We start from the raw sequence: 19,269 nt of genomic DNA, 5'->3' as shown, positions 1-19,269 counted from the left end.
CCGCAATCGCGGCCTCGCGCTGGCTCGTCAACTCCTACAAAAAGCAATCGGGCCGTCTCTTACCGTTTTTGTTCCTGCAGCACTCATGAGCAACGGGGCGCTACGCTAACGAATTCGCGCCTACAGATAAATATGGGGGTAAAACCCCGCGCGAACGGCGAACCTGATTCTGTAGGAGCCAACTTGTTGGCGAGGCGGCTTCAATGGCTACCTCTAAGTCTGAGACGCACCGGCCTTACCCTAGAAATCCCGTTTGTAGAAAATATCCAGCGAACTGGCCACGCCTCCCGCCACCTCCAGATACACCTTTTTGCTAAGCAAATACCTTAAAGCAAGGGTGTTGGCAGGCTCAAATACCCCAACCCCGTAACGCAGGCTGAGCTTGTCGGTGATCTTACCGCTGGCCACTACCGCCGTGGTGTTGCCACTCCCTGAAGTGTCCAGCTCGAAATCCTTGATCCCCAAATCTGTTGCCAGCTTGCCAGCAGTTGAGGAGCTTCCGGCCAACCCGAGAGCCAACGCGGCCTGGGCCATCATGTTGCTGTCTTCCCCGCTGGTGCTCAACGGACGACCGAGCACCAGATACGACAGCGCCTGTTCCTGGCTCATGGCCGGTTCGGAAAACACTTCTGTCGTGGGTTGCTCTGCGCTGCCGGTCAAGCGTATGCCTGCGATGACCTCGTCAGTCTGGCGAATGGCTTCGATGTCCAGATATGGCTGATCGATAGGCCCGGCAAACAGTAGCCGGGCCTTGCGGATGGTCAACCGCTGCCCATAAGCCCGGTAGCGGCCGTCATTCAGATTCAGCTCGCCGCGCGTGTCGAGGTTGTCACCAATGTGCACACGCCCCGCGAGATTGGCAGTCAGGCCAAACCCGGTAAAGGTCAGCTTGTCTTTGCCGACCTCGACATCAATGTCCATGGCAATTGCCATTGGCGGTTTGCCTTGCTCCGTCTGTTGACCAACGATCACCGTGTCATCCGACACCTTGACGGTGGACGGAGGCAACTGGCGAACGGTGATGTCGCCCGTAGGCACCAGCACCTTGCCGGACACCGCCAGCTTGTCTCCCTGAAGGCTGATTTTGAGATCCGGCGCCGCTTCAAGCTTGGCGTAAGGTTCGACCGTGATGGGCAGCCGTGTGCCTTTGAGGCTCACATCAACATCCAGTCCTTGCGCCCACGCAATCTGCCCGGCCAAGGTGCCCTGCCCGTTTGGACCGCTGTTCCATCGCCCTTGCAACTGCACTGCCTCACCTGCAATCACCGCCTGAACATTGAGCTTTTCCAGACTGACAGGCAGTTCGGGGCCGGACACTTCGCCGTCGCTCAGCACTACATTGCCGTTAACCTGAGGCGCCAACAGCCCGCCAGAGATGCGACCGCTGCCATTGAGACGGCCATTGAGTTTTTCGACGATCGATACAAAAGGTCGCGCAACGGAAATATCCAGGCCCGTCAGTTTGAAGTCGCCGTTGATGGTTTTGTCTTTGGCCAGCGGATCAATCGTGGCATTCAATTGCAACGATCCCAGCTTGCCGCCCCTGAAATCCAGATTGGCGTCGACACGCTTGGGCTTGAACGTGCTGGTCACTTTCAGGCTTTCATAAGGGAAATCCAGCCACTGAGTCTTGTCACGCATCCGCAACGTACCGCCGCTGGCGTCCACCGACAGCTGCCCGCTGGGGCCGGACGCTGGCAGGTCCAGTTGCACATCGGCGTTGAGTGCGCCTTTCCAGGCGAAATCCTTGGGCAGCCATTGCGCGAGACTTTCCAGCGGGAATTGCTTGAGGTGATAACGCAGGCGGGGGTCGGGCATAAGCCGCTGATCTTCACCGCACAGGCTCGCCGGCCCGGACAGCCAGCAGTGAGCGCCGAAGTTGACCTTGCCATCCGCCAGCCGCTCCAGTTTGGCGGGCTGTTGCAGGCGCCAGTCCTGGCCACCGGTCTGGATGTCGCCACTGGCAAGCCGGCCTCGCCAGTTGCCTTTATCAAGCGTGCCATCCAGCGCCAGTGCCAGCTTGAGCAATGGACCTTGCAGGTCCAGCTTGGCCTGCTGACGCTTGACGTCGCCCTGAGCGTTGACGTTCAAAGTGCCCAGCTCGGTATCGCCAGCCCTGATGCCAACGGTTTTCAGATCGACCACCGCCTTTTGCGCAGCATCAAGCCTGGCATTCAACGCGAGCGACTGGAGGCGATTGTCTTCGAAGGCGAGCTGCGAACCCAGAAGCGCAAGCTGGCCTTGAGGCGATTGCAACGTGCCCGCAAGATCCAGACGGCCTTTGGCCTGCCCCTGCAAGCGTGGCCAGAGTTGCGCCAGGCGTGGCAGATTCAGATCCAGCTGCGCGACCAGTTTTTGCTGAAGACTGCTACTCCCCTGAATCCGGTTATCGCCCAGACGAATGTCCACCACGCTGACATTCCAGCTTTGCCCGACGCCGCTGGCTTTGGTTTGCAGCACGGCCGGCTGACCGCGAAGCCGGCCTTTGAGGTCCAGGTCGGCGCTGACACTCAGCACCTGGTCTTTCAACGAGCCCTTGCTGCGCAGCGGACCGGCGAGCGTGCCCGGCAGCTCAGCCACCCAATAGGAAGGGTCGAACGCGCTAAGGTCCAACGCCGTATCCCAGGCAATTCCGTCAGCGAACTGCATATCCAGATGCCCGGCCGCCTTGCCTTTGCCGGCAATCAGCTCAAGCTGGGGAAGGAAAATTTTCTGCAGATCGCCGCTGAAGGGGCTGGTGAGGCTGAACGGGCCTGCCGGACCGGTGAAGTCGCCCGAGAAATTGCCCAGGTACTGACCGTCGGTGTAGGAAATCTCGCCGTTGAAGGTATGAACCTTGACGTCTGGCTCCGCGATAACGGGATACAGGCGGTGCCACGGAAAGTCCAGCCAGTCGACTTTGGCATCCGCGCTCAAGCCTTTCTGCCAATCGAGTCTGCCACTTAGCTTGAAACGCTGGGCATCGCTGGCAGTCAGGTCAAGCGCTGCGATGTCGGCACCTTTTGCATCCACCCGGCCTTGTAGCGCCAGCGCAATCGGCCCCTGCTCGGCAGGCAGGCTCGCGTTGCCCAGAATTGCGTAGCCACGGGCAAGATCGCCTTTGGCATTGAGTGTGAGTTGATTGAGCTGCAAGGTTTCAGGTAAATCAGCGGCTGGCGTGAACCGGTCCGCCGTCACGGTCAGCTCGACGGGCAGGTTTTCAACCAGTGGCTGTAGTTCGCCGACAATCTTCGCGTCGATATAGCCCGTGCTTTGTGCATTGAGCTTCAGGGTTTTCAGTAGATCGCCATCGATGTTCAGCGCCAGAGAGAGTGGTTGACCGGCAACCGGAGGCAACTGCAACTTGCCCTGCGCAGTCAATGGCCAGTCCGCCTGAGGCTTGAGCAACCCGTTTAGATCGAGAATCAGGTCATCGCGTTGCAGGTGCGCCGAGTCGATCTTCAGGCCCTCTGCGGTCCAGTGCGCAGCAAGCGTCAGGTCTCGCAACTGCTCTGTGCCGTCGAGTCGCACACTGCCGAGCTTGACGTCGCCCAACTCGATTGCCAGCGGCAGCTTGAGGTCCGGCAATGTCAAAGGCCCGGAGGATGGTTCGCTGGTAGACGGCGCAAATTGCAGGCGGACATCACCCGTGTTGAGGGTGTTGATGCACAGCGTCATACGAGTCAGGCACAGTGGCGACCAGTCGAAGACCGGCGCATCGACCTCGACCGAGTCGGCCCCCGACGCCCAGCGCAGATGATCGGCGCTCCAGCGCCCACCCAGACGTCCGGCAAAATTGTCGACGTGCAAACCGGGCACCCAGCCCAGCGCCCATCGGCTGCCAACCTGAGTGCCCAGCACCAGACTGACGCCCACCACCAGCAATAGGATCATGAGGAGGAGCGCAAGGGCGCCGATGATGCCAGCGCGTTTGAGCCGTGCAGTGTTCGTCACAGTTCAGGTCCCATCGAGAAATGCAGACGAATACCGCCGTCGTCATCCAGCGCGTGCGCCAGGTCAAGGCGCAGAGGCCCCACCGGCGACACCCAGCGAATGCCGATGCCGACGCCGGTTTTCAGGCTCGGCAGGTCAAGGCTATTGAACGAGTTGCCCTGATCGACGAAGGTCGCGATGCGCCACTTTTCGGCAATCGAATATTGGTATTCGGCGCTGGCCGTCATCATGTAACGCCCGCCGATCTTGTCGCCGTCGGAGTTTTCCGGAGACAGCGACTGATAGTCATAGCCACGCACGCTTTGATCCCCACCTGCGAAGAACCGCAGCGATGGCGGAATCGATTTATAGCCATTGGTGAAGCTACCGCCGACCTGCACCCGCCCTAAAAACCGGTGGTTATCCCACAGCGTGGTCAAGCCTTTGACCAGGGCCGTGCCATGAACCAGATTGGCGTCGGACCCAAGGCCCTCCTTAGCCACCTGCGTTTCGAACTGCAAGCGATAACCGTTATGCGGGTCGATGCGATTGTCACTGCGCAGATAGGAGTAACTCACTCCGGGCATCAGCAAGGTGCTCAGGCCCGTGTCATTGCCTAGGCGGTACTCCTCGCGCTGCCACTTGAGCGATACCACCCGCTCCCATCCGCTGGGCAACTTGCTGTGCCACTCAGGGCCGAGCGTCAGCAGTTTGCTCAAACTGTCGGTGTCGGCGATTTCTTCGTACTGATACCCGCCAGCGAAACGCAGCTTATCGGTGAGCGGCGGGTCGAGCGGAATGTCATACCAGAGACCGACGTTCTGCCGGGGCGCCGACAGCTCCATTTCAGCGCCGTAGCTGTGGCCCTGGGCATTGACCCAATGGCGCGTCCAGTTGGCTTTGGCGCGTGGGCCCACGTCGGTGGAGTAACCCAGGCCCAGGCCCATGGTGCGCGGCTTGCGGGTCTCGAGCTGGACCTCGACCGGAATCACCTGCCCCTGCGCGGAGGTCGGCGTGGCATCGACACGTACGCCTTCGAAATAACCGCTGGCCTGCATCGCCTGATTGAGCTCGGCAATCAGCTCGGAGTCATACGGCGTGTTTTCCTTGAAGGGCACCATGCGCTTGAGCAGGTCATCGTCAAACGGCGCGTCACCGCTGAATGAGACCTTGCCCAGTGAAAAGCGCGGGCCGCTGTCGTAAACCAGCTCGATGTCGGCAACGCCCGCTCTGGGGTCAACCGACAACCGTTGTGAGGTGAACCGTCCGTTGAAGAAGCCGTAGCGCGCGGCCTGATTCTGGATCAAGCGTTTGGCGTCTTCGTAATACCCGTGATTGAGCACTGCGCCGGGTGCGAGGGCATCTGTCTTGGGGACGCGAAACGCCTTCAAATCATGGGCCGGGCCGTCGATACGCACGGTGACGCGACGCAGGTGAATAGGCTCGCCCGCTTGAACGTTCATAACGAGTTGAGGGCTATTGCCCAGAGTTTTGATTTCGGTGTCGATCTGCGCCTGGTAATAACCCAAGGCTTGCGCAGCCTTTTGCGCTTGCTCGACGGCGCCAACGCTGAAGCGTTCAAGCGCTTGCTCATCACGCTCGCCAAGATCGCCGACGTAACCTTCGATATTGGCTTTGAGCGCGGCATTGGATGGCTTGATCCGTACATCCAGTTGATCGGCGGAAAACGCCGTGACACTGGAGAACATAAGGAGAAAACCGCTGGCGTATCGACTGGGAAGCTTCATAGGCGCGAATGCTAGCACGAGCTGTGGGGTGAACTGGACCCCCACAGGTTGTCAGAACTTTCGTGCATTCAGACCATAGCCTCGTCGGCAACCCGAGAACGCGCTTGAGGATTTGGGTGAAAAAACACGTGCTCGCGGATGGGCCCTACAGCGACCTCTCCAATTTCCTCGTAGCCATGGCGTTTGTAAAAATCGAGGTAGTGGACATTACCCGTGTCGAGCACGATGCCTTCGGAATGTTCGTCAACTGCGCACCAGTCATGCAGCGCTTCGAGCAACTGTTCGCCGTAACGCTGGCCCTGAAAATCCGGATGCACGCCCACCAACGGCAATACGTGGACGGCATCGGACGGCAGGCAGGCCAGCACAGCGTGGTAATACTCAAGATAGCGCTGGGTGCAGCGTAACCCGGTGCGCATCACCATGCGCAAACGCCATGCCCAGCTCTCGGTGATACCCAAACGACGAGACGGAGGCGCGATCAGGGCAACGCCGATCAGACGGTCCCCAACAAACAGCCCAAGCGCTGGCAAGTCCTGCAGGAAATGCTGTTTGACCAGTTCACGGATGGTCGCGCGAACCCGCTCCTCGTACCCCTCCCGGTCTGACTCGAACAAGTAGGCGAAGCTCGGTTCGTGTCGATAAGCCTGATACAGCAGCGAGCGTGCCTCTCGTGAGTAACCGCCGTCCAGTTGGCGGATAAGCGCGGGCGCATGTGCAGATTCGGGCATGGATTTCGACCTCGTGGTGGCGACGCGCATGACGCGCATGATGACGCAAGCGTATGCAATATGTGACTTCGAGTCAGCGCAGGCGCTGACAGTTCACGCTTTTTTCTTATTGCGACGTTCAGGCGTAGCCGGCACCCAGACGCAGCCATGAGCTGCCGCTGCGCTGGCCGTCTCCGTGAAGGTCAGCTAGCATCGCGTTTTGTTTTTTGCCAGGACTGCCGCCCATGAAAATTGTGTCTTTTAACATCAACGGCCTGCGAGCCCGTCCGCATCAGCTGGCGGCGCTGATCGAAAAACACCAGCCGGATGTCATCGGCCTCCAGGAAACGAAGGTGTCCGACGAGCAGTTTCCCCACGCCGAGATCGAAGCCCTGGGTTATCACGTGCATTTTCACGGACAAAAAGGGCATTACGGGGTCGCCCTGCTCTCGCGTCTTCCGCCGCTAGCACTGCACAAAGGTTTCGACACTGATGATGAGGAAGCGCAAAAGCGCTTCATCTGGGGCACCTACGCTGATCGCAACGGTGTACCGGTGACCATCATGAACGGCTACTTCCCTCAGGGCGAAAGCCGCGAGCACCCCACCAAGTTCCCCGCCAAGCAGCGTTTCTACGCCGACTTGCAGCAGTTGCTGGAAACGCGTTTCAGCAATGATCAGGCGCTGGTGGTCATGGGCGATGTGAACATCTCACCGGAAGACAGCGACATCGGCATCGGCCCGGACAACGCCAAACGCTGGCTGAAGACCGGGAAGTGCAGCTTCCTGCCCGAAGAGCGCGAGTGGATGGCGAAATTGAAAAATTGGGGATTGGTGGACAGTTTCCGTCATCTCTACCCTGAAGTGATTGATCAGTTCAGCTGGTTCGACTACCGCAGCCGCGGCTTCGAGGATTTACCCAAGCGCGGCCTGCGCATCGACCTGATCATGGCGTCCCATGGGTTGCAGCCGCGGATAAAAGCGGCGGGCGTGGATTACGACCTGCGCGGCATGGAAAAACCTTCGGACCATGCCCCTATCTGGCTCGAATTGAGCTAAACCTGCGGGATCGCAAATCTGCCGCGGCGGGCTGTCATCTCGCAGTAACGCGCCTGTCTTATTCTCGTGGCATTTCTGCTCACAGGAAGTTGCCGCAGATGCTGCGCTCTTTGCGTTATTCAGTCCTTCACGCGCTGCTGATCGGGCTCTGGCCGTTGTCAGCACTGGCCGTTTCGGCGCAGGACAGTGCCCCCGTGCTGCGCATTCAGGGCTCCAACACCATCGGCGCCCAGCTCGGGCCCGCCCTGGTCGACGGCCTGCTGGCGGAGCAAGGTTTCTCTGCTATTGAAAAGCAGCCATTGGCCAACGCCAATGAGGTGCGCATCAGGGGTCGCACGCGCACCGGGCAGCTGCTTCATGTCGACGTTGCCGCCCATGGCTCAAGCACCGGTTTTACTGCATTAAAGGCTGGCAATACTGATCTGGCCGCGTCATCACGCCCCATCAAGGACACCGAGGCCAACGACTTACGCGCATTGGGCGACCTCAAAAGCCATGATGCCGAGCACGTGATTGCCATTGATGGCGTCGCCGTCATCCTGCACCCGGCCAATCCGGTGCGCGAGTTGAGCATCGTTCAACTGGCGAAGATTTTTTCCGGTGATATTCAGGATTGGCAGCAACTCGGCGGCCCGCCGGGACCGATCAAGGTGTACGCACGCGATCAGCAGTCCGGCACGTATGACACCTTCCATGAGCTGGTACTGGCCAAATCCGGGAAATCCCTGACCACCGGGGCCCTGCGCTTCGAGTCCAGCGAGCAGTTGTCCGATGAAGTCAGTCAGGATCGGCAAGCCATTGGCTTCATCGGGTTGCCGTACGTACGCCGCGCCAGGGCAGTGGCGATCATCGACGGGGAATCCAGACCAATGTTGCCCACCGTCGGCCTGATCGCGACCGAAGATTATCCGCTGTCGCGGCGTCTGTATTTTTATCTGCCCCCGCAGTCCACTCAACGGTGGGCGCAAGAGCTGGTGCGCTTCACTCAAAGCGCTGCGGGCCAAGCCATCGTCGCTGCCAATGGCTTTGTGTCGCAAACCGTGCAGGCGGTGAAAATACGCGCAAACCCGGACATGCCCGCCCAATATCAGGCCCTGGCCCGTGACAGCGAAAGGCTTTCAGTCAATTTCCGGTTCGCCCGGGGCAGCGCCTCGCTGGACAACAAAGCGAAGATGGATGTGCAACGGGTGGTGGACTACTTGCGCGATCACGACAAGCTCAATCAGCGGGTAACACTGGCAGGCTTCGGCGATGCGAAGGACGATTCGGCGCGGGCGCGGCTGCTGTCCAGGCTGCGCGCGCTGGCGGTGCGCAGGGAACTGGTCAAAAACCAGGTGATCCTGCGCGATGTACTGGGGTTCGGCGACGTGATGCCGGTGGCCAGCAACGACGCCGACGAAGGCCGAATCAAAAACCGCCGCGTTGAAGTCTGGGTGGAGTGAATCGGCTATTCACCCCTGAGCGTGAAGGCCACAGGCCGTTCGGTTCTTCAACGCGGTTCGCTGCGCATCATCTCTCTTGGCACATATTTGCCCACTTCATACTTGCCGATCGCGGCGCGATGAACCTCATCCGGGCCGTCAGCCAGGCGCAAGGTGCGCTGCATGGCGTACATGTAGGCCAACGGAAAGTCCCCTGAAACACCGGCCCCGCCGTGGATCTGAATCGCGCGGTCGATCACCCTCAGTGCGACGTTGGGTGCCACCACCTTGATCTGCGCGATTTCGCTTTTAGCGACTTTGTTGCCTACCGTGTCCATCATGTAGGCCGCCTTGAGGGTCAGGAGACGCGCCATGTCGATCTCCATGCGCGAGTCGGCGATCTTGTCGATGTTGCCGCCCAGTCGCGCAAGCGGTCGACCGAACGCCGTTCGCTGCACCGAACGCTTGCACATCAACTCCAGCGCACGCTCGGCCATGCCAACCGAGCGCATGCAGTGATGAATCCGACCAGGGCCGAGGCGACCCTGGGCAATTTCAAAACCGCGCCCTTCTCCCAGCAACACGTTTTCGTATGGCACCCGCACGTTGTCGAACAGCACCTCGGCGTGGCCATGGGGCGCATCGTCGTAGCCGAATACCGGGAGGGGGCGGACGATCTTCACGCCAGGTGTGTCGGTAGGCACCAGAATCATCGAGTGCTGCTGGTGACGCGGGCCATCGGGATCGCTCAAGCCCATGAAGATCATGATTTTGCACCGAGGATCGCAAGCGCCCGAGGTCCACCACTTGCGCCCGTTAATCACCCATTCATCACCGTCGCGAGTGGCGCGGGCCGCCATGTTGGTTGCGTCGGAAGACGCTACGTCAGGTTCGGTCATCGCGAAAGCGGAGCGGATCTCCCCGCGCAGCAACGGCTCCAGCCATTGTTGCTTCTGCCTCTCGCTGGCGTAGCGCACCAGCACCTCCATGTTGCCGGTGTCGGGGGCAGAGCAATTGAATGGCTCCGGGCCCAATAACGAACGCCCCATGATTTCTGCCAACGGCGCGTACTCAAGGTTACTCAGCCCGGCGCCCAGTTCCGATTCCGGCAGGAACAGGTTCCACAGCCCCTCGCTCTTGGCCTTGGCTTTGAGCTCTTCCATGATCGCGGTGGGCTGCCAACGGTCGCCTTCAGCAACCTGGCGTTCAAAGACAGGCTCTGCCGGATAGACGTAGGCGTCCATGAACGCTGTCACCCGCTCGCGCAGATCCTGAACCTTGGGGGAGTAAGCGAAATCCATGGCAGCACCCTTATAAGCAAATTATTTAAGTCATGCTCCGGATGCTAAAACACGGCCTACCATTTATCTAACCTATTCTCGGCGTGTATAAACATTCATAACCGATATATGATCGGGCAATTAATCCCAAAAACAAAAACAGCACGAGGCGCACAGCGATGAACCTGAGCAAGGTCGATCTCAACCTCTTTATTGTGTTTGACGCCATCTACACCGAAGCCAATCTGACCCGCGCCGGCCAGATCGTCGGCATCACCCAACCTGCCGTTTCCAATGCTCTGGCCCGCCTGCGCGAGACCTTTAACGACCCGCTGTTTGTGCGTACCGCCCAAGGCATGGTGCCAACGCCGATGGCGCAGAACATCATCAATCCGGTGCGCAATGCGCTGTCTTTGCTGCGGGTTTCGGTCCAGGAAAGCCGGATTTTCAACCCATTGCAGGCCAACAAGAACTACCGCATCAGCATGACCGACCTCACGGAAGCGGTGATTTTGCCCTCGCTGTTTCAGCGCCTGCGGCGTCTGGCACCCACCGTGGTGATCGAGAGCTTTTTATCCAAACGCCGGGAAACCACCAAGGAACTGGCGGCGGGACGGCTGGATTTCGCGATCGATGCGCCACTCAATACCGATCCACAGGTGCGCCACGTCAAGCTCATGGAGGACAAATACGTGTGCGCGATGCGCAAAGGGCATCCGCTGGCAAGCAAGGAGACGATCACGCTGGACGATTACCTGGGGCTGACCCATATCCATATTTCAAGCCGTCGCGCCGGACTTGGTCATGTGGATCTGGCCTTGGGCAAGATGGGGATTCAGCGCAAGATTGCCCTGCGTTCTCAGCACTACCTCATGGCGTCTCAGGTTTTGCAGCAAACCGACATGGTGATGACCGTGCCCGAGCGCTTCGCACGGCGTAACGATCTGCACTATGTCTATCTGCCCGTGAACGATGTGCCGACGGTTGAGAGCCACTTGTACTGGCATGAAAGCACTGACCAGGACCCGGCAAATCGGTGGATGCGCGAGCAGATTATCGAGCTGTGCCAACTGCTTACAGCCAACGAAAAACGTCTCGAAATAGAATCAGCTTAATCTTCTAGATCATTGATTATTAAAGCCAACTGTCGAAGTTAATGCTGATTCTATAAGCCTGCTGGCCAGTTGCGAGAGAACGGATGGAGAGCGCCCTGCTTGACGTTAACGTCAAGGGCGCCGTAGCTTAGCCCGCATGCCCATTGCCCCGAGCCTCTCCATGAGCAACCAGACTTACAGCATCTCCGACCTGGCTCGAGAGCTGGACATCACTACTCGTACCATTCGGTTTTACGAAGAACAAGGCATGCTGACCCCGGAGCGCCGTGGCCTGGAGCGGATCTACACCGCTCGCGACAAGGTCACGCTGCGCTTGATTCTGCGTGGCAAGCGCATCGGGTTCTCGCTTGCAGAATGCCGAGACCTCATCGGTTTGTATGACCCGCAGGGCGGCAATCGGAAGCAACTGCAGACAATGCTCGAAAAGATCAACGAGCGTCGGGCGCAGCTGGATCAGCAGCTCCTGGACATCCAGCAGATGCAACTCGAACTGGATACCGCCGAAGAACGCTGCACATTGGCCCTCAGTCAATCCACTTAAAATCAATAGCTTGAAGCCGATACCTAAAACAATAATCAACATAAGCGGTGATTCAAATGCCTCTTCCTCAACAGGTTCGCCTGGTCGAAGTCGGTCCGCGAGACGGACTACAGAACGAGTCCCGCCCGATCAGCGTGGCCGATAAAGTCAGCCTGGTGGATGCGCTCAGCGACGCCGGGCTGATTTATATCGAGGTGGGGAGCTTCGTGTCACCCAAGTGGGTGCCGCAGATGGCTGGCTCCGCACAGGTGTTTGCACAGATTCGGCGCCGACCCGGCGTCACCTATGCGGCGCTGACGCCAAACCTGCGCGGCTTCGAGGACGCAATCGAATGCGGTGTGAAGGAAGTGGCGGTGTTTGCAGCAGCGTCGGAGTCGTTTTCTCAGCGCAACATCAATTGCTCGATCAGCGAAAGTCTTGAGCGATTCGTACCGCTGATGGAGGCAGCGCGCGCGCGCGGCGTCAAAGTGCGTGGGTATGTGTCATGCGTACTCGGTTGCCCGTATGAGGGCGCTATTGAGACTGCCCAGGTGGCGTCGGTGGCCAACGAGCTTCTCGCGATGGGTTGCTACGAGATTTCACTGGGTGACACCATCGGCACCGGCACGCCCGGCGCCACACGCACCTTGTTCGAAGCGGTCAGCCGGCAGATTCCGCGCAGCCAGCTCGCAGGGCATTTTCACGATACATACGGCCAGGCGCTGGCCAACATTTACGCCAGCCTGCTCGAAGGGATTGAGGTATTCGACAGTTCGGTGGCGGGCCTTGGCGGCTGTCCATATGCCAAAGGGGCGACTGGCAACGTTGCCACGGAGGACGTGCTTTACCTGCTCAACGGCCTGGGAATCGAAACGGGCGTCGACCTGGATCGGTTGATCGTGGCGGGCCAGCATATCTGTACGGCCGTTAAGCGTAGCAATGGATCGCGGGTGGCGAAGGCACGTCTGTCGGGTTAAGGGTGCGACAACTTGTCACACAGTGTTACCCTCCGTTGTATCGAGTCTCGCTGAACGGGTAACACGGAAACACATGATCGCCTCCAACGGCATCGAAGAATCCGCAGTTCCCCCCAACCCTCTGTTTTCAAAGGACTTGGCAAAATTGGCACGGCATCTGCTATGTCTCAGGCATAACAAAAATAATAAACGGCAGTACCCCAATAAAAACAAAACGTATCGGCTCTGACACAACAAGAACAACACGGACAGAGACGCAGCTAACAGATTTTTTTGGAGTGGATCGCTTTTCGCAGGCCTTGGCCTCGCAACCGGATAGAGAACAATAAAACTGCCACAAGGCAGCACCTGAATCGGTTGAACAGTTGCTCTGTATAGAGGGACAGGAAAAGCAGTATCAGCGCTCAAAAAAATACGTTTGCTCTTAGCCCCGATTGGGGGTCGCTCAGAAAAGCAAAAGAGGCTGGTTGCCAAAAACAAAAACAGACCGCCTAAAAATAAAAAAGAGCATGCAACTGAAAATTGAAGGGGAGCCTCGGCTCCCCTTCGTGCTGTCTGGCGCTCCATAACCCTCCCCCCTTGTCCTGCAATCTGGCCGTTGACATGCCTTTGTTAACAGGTTTACGTTAACGTAAAGGTGATACCCATATTGCTGCCCGACAGCATTCCAGAACAACAGGGAAACCCAGCCAGATGAACTACCCCAGCCTCAACTTTGCCCTTGGCGAAACCATCGACATGCTGCGCGATCAGGTGCAGCACTTTGTCGCTGTTCACATCTCCCCACGCGCCGCCCAGATCGACCGGGAGAACCTGTTCCCGGAGGACCTGTGGCGCAAGTTCGGGGACATGGGCTTGTTGGGGATTACCGTCAGTGAGGAATACGGCGGTGCCGGGCTTGGCTATCTCGCGCACGTGATAGCCATGGAAGAAATCAGTCGCGGCTCGGCCTCGGTTGCGCTGTCTTACGGCGCGCATTCCAACTTGTGCGTCAATCAGATCAACCGTAACGGCAACGACGGGCAAAAGGCCCGTTACCTGCCCAAACTGATTTCTGGCGAGCACATCGGGGCTCTCGCCATGAGCGAGCCCAACGCAGGCTCCGACGTGGTCTCGATGAAGCTGCGCGCCGACAAACGTGGCGACTGTTTCGTGCTCAATGGCAGCAAAACCTGGATCACCAATGGTCCTGATGCCAACACTTACGTGATCTACGCCAAGACCGATCTTGAAAAAGGCGCACACGGGATCAGCGCGTTTATTGTCGAACGCGACTGGAAAGGTTTTTCTCGAGGCAGCAAGTTCGACAAGCTCGGCATGCGCGGCTCCAATACCTGCGAGCTGTTTTTCGACGACGTTGAAGTACCGGAGGAAAACCTGCTCGGCGCGCTCAATGGCGGCGTGAAAGTCCTGATGAGCGGCCTCGATTATGAGCGCGTCGTGCTCGCGGGCGGTCCGACCGGCATCATGCAGGCCTGCATGGATGTCGTCCTTCCCTACATTCACGACCGCAAACAATTCGGCCAGAGCATCGGTGAGTTTCAGTTGATCCAAGGCAAGGTCGCCGACATGTACACCCAACTCAACGCCAGTCGAGCGTATCTCTACGCCGTTGCGCAAGCGTGCGAGCGCGGTGAGACCACACGCAAGGACGCCGCCGGGGTCATCCTGTATTCAGCCGAACGCGCCACGCAAATGGCGCTGGAAACCATTCAGATCCTCGGTGGCAACGGCTACATCAATGAGTTTCCGGCTGGCCGCCTGCTGCGGGACGCCAAGCTCTACGAAATCGGCGCGGGCACCAGCGAGATACGGCGAATGCTGATCGGCCGTGAACTGTTCAACGAAACAAGGTGAACGGTGCGAGTTGCACGCTTGAAGCAGTAGGGGCGAAGCAGGCGCATCTGCCGTACGGGATTCAGGTCCGGCGCCCATCTTTTTCGGAGTAGGGTTTTCATGGCGATTATCAAAACACAGATCAACCCGCGCTCGGCCGAGTTCGGAACCAACGCACACGCCATGCGCAGTCAGGTCAATGCCCTGCGCCAGTTGCTCAAGCAGGTGCAGCAAGGCGGCGGCGCGACTGCGCAGGAGCGCCACACCTCGAGAGGCAAACTGTTGCCCCGTGAGCGGATCAACCGCTTGCTGGACATCGGCTCGCCATTCCTGGAACTCAGTCAACTGGCCGCCTACCACGTGTACGGTGAAGAGGTGCCAGCAGCCGGTTTGATTGCCGGGATAGGCCGCGTTGAAGGCGTCGAATGCATGATCATCGCTAACGACGCCACCGTGAAAGGCGGTTCCTACTACCCGCTGACCGTCAAAAAACACCTGCGCGCGCAGACCATAGCCCAACAAAACCGGTTGCCCTGCATTTACCTGGTGGACTCAGGTGGCGCCAACCTGCCCCGTCAGGACGAGGTGTTCCCGGACCGCGAGCACTTCGGGCGGATCTTCTTCAATCAAGCCAACATGAGCGCCATGGGCATCGCGCAGATTGCCGTGGTGATGGGCTCCTGCACGGCTGGCGGCGCGTACGTGCCCGCCATGGCGGACGAGGCGATCATGGTGCGCAACCAGGCGACGATTTTCCTGGCGGGCCCGCCGTTGGTCAAAGCCGCCACCGGTGAGGTGGTCAGTGCCGAGGATCTGGGCGGCGCCGATGTTCACTGCAAAGTGTCTGGTGTGGCTGACCACTACGCCGAGAATGACGAACACGCGCTCGCACTGGCCCGACGCAGCATCGCCAATCTCAACTGGCGTAAACAGGGCCAGCCGACTACCCAGGCTCCCGTTGCCCCGCTCTACTCCGGTGAAGAGCTGTATGGCGTGATCTCCGCCGACCCGAAACAGCCGTATGACGTGCGCGAGGTCATCGCCAGGCTGGTGGACGGATCCGTGTTCGATGAATTCAAAGCACTGTTCGGTATCACGCTGGTCTGCGGCTTCGCCCACCTGCACGGTTACCCGGTGGCGATTCTGGCCAACAACGGCATTCTGTTCGCCGAAGCCGCCCAAAAAGGCGCGCACTTAATCGAGCTGGCGTGCCAGCGCGGGATTGCGCTGCTGTTTCTGCAGAACATTACCGGCTTCATGGTGGGACAAAAATACGAGGCCGGGGGCATTGCCAAGCACGGCGCCAAGCTGGTGACCGCCGTAGCCTGCGCGCAAGTACCCAAATTCACGGTGATCATCGGCGGCAGCTTCGGTGCAGGTAACTACGGCATGTGCGGCCGTGCATACGACCCGCGTTTTCTGTGGATGTGGCCCAACGCACGCATCGGCGTAATGGGCGGCGAGCAAGCGGCAGGCGTGTTGGTGCAGGTCAAACGCGAGCAGGCCGAACGTGGCGCACAGGCTTTCACTGAAGAACAGGAAGCGGCCATTAAACAGCCGATCCTCGACCAGTACGAAACCCAGGGCCATCCGTATTACTCCAGTGCGCGCTTGTGGGACGACGGCGTCATTGACCCGGCACAGACACGCGACATTCTCGCCCTTGCCCTTGGCGCCTCTCTCAACGCACCCATCGAGCCTACGCGGTTCGGTGTGTTCCGCATGTAATCCGGAGGTTGACCATGACTGACTTCGAAACCGTCGAGGTAGAACACGATCCGCGCGGCTTTGCCACGCTGTGGCTAAATCGACCCGCGAAACACAACGCCTTCAACGCGTTGATGATCCGTGAATTGATCATCGCCCTGGACCAGCTTCAGGCCGACGCCAGCCTGCGCTTTGTTTTACTACGCGGGCGCGGCAGGCATTTCAGCGCGGGCGCCGATCTGGCCTGGATGCAGGAATCGGCCAATCTGGACTACAACACCAACCTGCGTGACGCGCAGGAACTGGCCGAGCTGATGTACAACCTGGCGCGGCTGAAAATGCCGACCCTGGCGGTGGTGCAAGGCGCTGCCTACGGCGGCGCACTGGGTTTGATCAGTTGCTGCGACATGGCCATCGGCAGCACAGACGCGCAGTTTTGCCTGTCCGAGGTGCGTATCGGTCTGGCGCCTGCAGTCATAAGCCCGTTCGTTGTGCAGGCCATCGGTGAACGTGCAGCGCGGCGCTACACCTTGACCGCCGAGCGTTTCAGCGGCGAACGCGCGCGGCAGATCGGACTGCTGGATGAGTGTTGTCCCGCGGACGAACTCGACCTGCAGGTGCAGCATTGGGTCGACAATCTGCTGCTCAACAGCCCCAAGGCGATGCGCGCCAGCAAGGATCTGCTGCGTGAAATGGGTAACGGAGAACTCACACCCGCGCGCCGCAGGTTCTGTGAAAACGCCATTGCGAGGATCCGCGTGAGCCCCGAAGGCCAGGAAGGGCTGCGCGCCTTTCTGCAAAAGCGCTCACCCGGCTGGCAACCACACGACAACACAGGGGATTCACCTGAATGAGCGCTCTAGAACCCGTTACGCTGACGACGCTGCTGGTTGCCAACCGTGGCGAAATCGCCTGCCGCGTGATGCGCACGGCCAAAGCCATGGGCCTGACGACAGTGGCCGTCCACAGTGAAGTTGACCGTGACGCCCGACACGCCCGGGAAGCCGATATCTGCGTCGATCTGGGCGGCAGCAAAGCGGCAGACAGCTATTTGCTTGTCGATAAGCTGATCGCTGCCGCCGTGTCTTCGGGCGCTCAAGCCATTCATCCGGGCTATGGTTTTTTGTCCGAAAATGCCGCGTTCGCCCGCGCAATTGAAGCGGCAGGTCTGATTTTTCTCGGTCCGCCCGCCTCGGCCATCGACGCCATGGGCAGCAAATCAGCAGCAAAGTCCTTGATGGAAAAAGCCGGGGTGCCCTTGGTGCCGGGTTACCACGGCGAAGCGCAAGATGCCCAGACCTTTCGCGACGCAGCCGCCCGCATCGGCTATCCGGTCTTGCTCAAGGCCACTGCGGGCGGTGGCGGCAAAGGCATGAAAGTGGTCGAGCGCGATGCCGATCTGGCCGAGGCGCTGGCTTCCGCCCAGCGTGAGGCGCAGTCGTCCTTTGGCGATTCGAGAATGCTGGTCGAAAAATACGTCCTCAAGCCACGCCACGTGGAAATTCAGGTGTTCGCCGACCAGCACGGCAACTGCCTGTATCTCAACGAACGGGACTGTTCGATTCAGCGGCGTCACCAGAAGGTGGTCGAAGAAGCCCCCGCGCCGGGATTGAGCCCTGAACTGCGAAAGGCGATGGGGGAATCGGCGGTGTGTGCGGCACAGGCCATCGGCTACGTCGGCGCTGGCACGGTAGAGTTTTTGCTGGATGCGCGGGGCGAGTTTTTCTTCATGGAAATGAACACTCGCTTGCAGGTCGAGCATCCGGTGACCGAGGCGATCACAGGCCTGGACCTGGTTGCCTGGCAAATCCGTGTAGCCCAAGGTGAACCGCTGCCGATGACCCAGGCTGAGGTGCCATTGAAGGGGCACGCCATCGAAGTGCGTTTGTACGCAGAAGACCCTGCCAATGATTTTCTCCCGGCGACAGGCACGCTGAGCGTCTACCGCGAATCAGCGCAAGGACCGGGTCGCAGGGTCGACAGCGGCGTGGCCCAAGGCGATGAAGTCTCGCCGTTCTACGACCCCATGCTCGGTAAATTGATTGCCTGGGGGGAAGACCGTGAGCAGGCGCGCCTGCGTTTATTGGCGATGCTGGATGAATTCGCGGTGGGCGGTGTGCGCACCAATCTGACGTTTTTGCGGCGCATCATTGCTCACCCGGCCTTCGCGTCGGCTGAACTGGACACCGACTTCATACCGCGTTACCAGGCGCAATTGCTCCCTGCGCCTAAGGGGTTGCCGGTTGAGTTCTGGCACGCGGCCGCCGAGGCCTTTCGCCAAAGCACCCCGCTGCGGGTGCGCGACGATGATCCTCATTCCCCGTGGGCGAGCCTTTCGGGCCTGCGCCTTGGGCTGCCCAGCGAGGTTGACGTGCACTTGAGCTGCGCTGGCGAGACGCAACACGTCAAGCTGCGTACCTTGGAGGCCGCGAACATCACGCTGAACGGTGAGCATCTTTCGGTCGAACATAACGGCGTGCGTCGTCAGCATCAGGTCATTCGTCACGGCGACACGTTGTATCTGCAATGGCAAGGCGAGTTGCACGCGGTCAGTCAGGTCGACGCGCTTGCATTGGTCGCGGCCAGCAACCATCCGCAGGCTGGCCTGACGGCGCCCATGAACGGCAGCATTGTCCGGGTATTGGTTGAAGTCGGCCAACGCGTCGAAGCCGGTACGCAGTTGGTGGTGCTGGAAGCCATGAAGATGGAGCACAGCGTACGGGCTGCCCACGATGGCACCGTTGGCGCGTTGTACTGCGTTGAGGGCGAGATGGTGAGCGAGGGAACCGTGCTGGTGTCGCTGGAAGCGACAGAGGCCTGAGGCTTTATCGCGAGCAAGCTCCCTCTCACCAAAGATCAGATATGTCGTTGATTTAAAGAGGCCTAAAATTTCGCTTCTGCCGCAGGCGTGGGAGTCTTGCCAGCGGGGGATCTCCTACCGGCCAGCAAGTCAGGGCCTACAGGTTGGATAACCTCTAGGCCCTG

Annotated in this window: 13 protein-coding genes; 9 read left to right on the top strand and 4 right to left on the bottom strand. The window is 59.5% G+C overall.

Going from position 1 to position 19,269, the window contains the following annotated elements:
* Positions 1–240: 240 nt before the first annotated feature.
* From OYW20_RS12190 to OYW20_RS12180, 3 genes are all read right to left on the bottom strand, one after another.
* Entirely contained in the window at positions 241–3,873 is a 3,633-nt protein-coding gene (locus OYW20_RS12190; RefSeq protein ID WP_268801109.1) for a translocation/assembly module TamB domain-containing protein, read from the bottom strand.
* 56 nt (positions 3,874–3,929) lie between these two features.
* The gene (locus OYW20_RS12185; protein WP_268800929.1) at positions 3,930–5,660 is read right to left on the bottom strand and encodes an autotransporter assembly complex protein TamA; all 1,731 of its coding nucleotides are present in this window, start codon (positions 5,658–5,660) and stop codon (positions 3,930–3,932) included.
* 68 nt (positions 5,661–5,728) lie between these two features.
* Complete coding sequence (locus tag OYW20_RS12180) at positions 5,729–6,391, bottom strand: GNAT family N-acetyltransferase (protein ID WP_268800928.1); 663 nt, start codon at positions 6,389–6,391, stop codon at positions 5,729–5,731.
* A gap of 224 nt (positions 6,392–6,615) precedes the next feature.
* Between OYW20_RS12180 and xthA the strand changes: the two genes are divergently transcribed.
* Both xthA and OYW20_RS12170 read left to right on the top strand, forming a co-directional pair.
* The gene (gene xthA / locus OYW20_RS12175; protein ID WP_268800927.1) at positions 6,616–7,428 is read left to right on the top strand and encodes an exodeoxyribonuclease III; all 813 of its coding nucleotides are present in this window, start codon (positions 6,616–6,618) and stop codon (positions 7,426–7,428) included.
* 98 nt (positions 7,429–7,526) lie between these two features.
* On the top strand, positions 7,527–8,870 hold the full coding sequence (locus tag OYW20_RS12170) for a phosphate ABC transporter substrate-binding/OmpA family protein (RefSeq protein WP_268800926.1): 1,344 nt from the start codon (positions 7,527–7,529) through the stop codon (positions 8,868–8,870).
* A gap of 47 nt (positions 8,871–8,917) precedes the next feature.
* Here the strand turns inward: OYW20_RS12170 and OYW20_RS12165 are convergent, their stop codons facing one another.
* Positions 8,918–10,150 (bottom strand): acyl-CoA dehydrogenase, encoded by a 1,233-nt coding sequence (locus OYW20_RS12165; RefSeq protein ID WP_268800925.1) that lies wholly within the window; start codon positions 10,148–10,150, stop codon positions 8,918–8,920.
* Positions 10,151–10,308: 158 nt separating this feature from the next.
* Here OYW20_RS12165 and OYW20_RS12160 point away from each other — a divergent pair, with 158 nt between their 5' ends.
* The 7 genes from OYW20_RS12160 to OYW20_RS12130 all read left to right on the top strand — a co-directional run bounded on the left by OYW20_RS12160 (position 10,309) and on the right by OYW20_RS12130 (position 19,105).
* Positions 10,309–11,244 (top strand): LysR family transcriptional regulator, encoded by a 936-nt coding sequence (locus tag OYW20_RS12160; protein WP_268800924.1) that lies wholly within the window; start codon positions 10,309–10,311, stop codon positions 11,242–11,244.
* A 160-nt stretch (positions 11,245–11,404) separates the two neighbouring features.
* The gene (locus tag OYW20_RS12155; RefSeq protein ID WP_268800923.1) at positions 11,405–11,785 is read left to right on the top strand and encodes a MerR family transcriptional regulator; all 381 of its coding nucleotides are present in this window, start codon (positions 11,405–11,407) and stop codon (positions 11,783–11,785) included.
* Positions 11,786–11,841: 56 nt separating this feature from the next.
* Positions 11,842–12,741, top strand: a complete 900-nt coding sequence (locus tag OYW20_RS12150) for a hydroxymethylglutaryl-CoA lyase (protein WP_268800922.1) — start codon at positions 11,842–11,844, stop codon at positions 12,739–12,741.
* Positions 12,742–13,434: 693 nt separating this feature from the next.
* On the top strand, positions 13,435–14,598 hold the full coding sequence (locus OYW20_RS12145; RefSeq protein ID WP_268800921.1) for an isovaleryl-CoA dehydrogenase: 1,164 nt from the start codon (positions 13,435–13,437) through the stop codon (positions 14,596–14,598).
* Between the two features lie 99 nt (positions 14,599–14,697).
* On the top strand, positions 14,698–16,305 hold the full coding sequence (locus OYW20_RS12140; RefSeq protein ID WP_268800920.1) for a carboxyl transferase domain-containing protein: 1,608 nt from the start codon (positions 14,698–14,700) through the stop codon (positions 16,303–16,305).
* A gap of 14 nt (positions 16,306–16,319) precedes the next feature.
* Positions 16,320–17,138 carry a gamma-carboxygeranoyl-CoA hydratase gene (locus OYW20_RS12135; protein WP_268800919.1) on the top strand — a complete coding sequence of 273 codons (819 nt, stop codon included), beginning with the start codon at positions 16,320–16,322 and terminating at the stop codon, positions 17,136–17,138.
* Positions 17,135–19,105 (top strand): acetyl/propionyl/methylcrotonyl-CoA carboxylase subunit alpha, encoded by a 1,971-nt coding sequence (locus OYW20_RS12130; RefSeq protein ID WP_268800918.1) that lies wholly within the window; start codon positions 17,135–17,137, stop codon positions 19,103–19,105. Before OYW20_RS12135 ends, OYW20_RS12130 begins: the two co-directional genes overlap by 4 nt.
* Positions 19,106–19,269 lie beyond the last annotated feature (164 nt).

The organism is Pseudomonas sp. BSw22131, from assembly GCF_026810445.1.
Taxonomy (GTDB): domain Bacteria; phylum Pseudomonadota; class Gammaproteobacteria; order Pseudomonadales; family Pseudomonadaceae; genus Aquipseudomonas; species Aquipseudomonas huanghezhanensis.
Note: the sequence above shows the minus strand (reverse complement) of the source record. Positions and strands in the feature narration are given on the sequence as shown.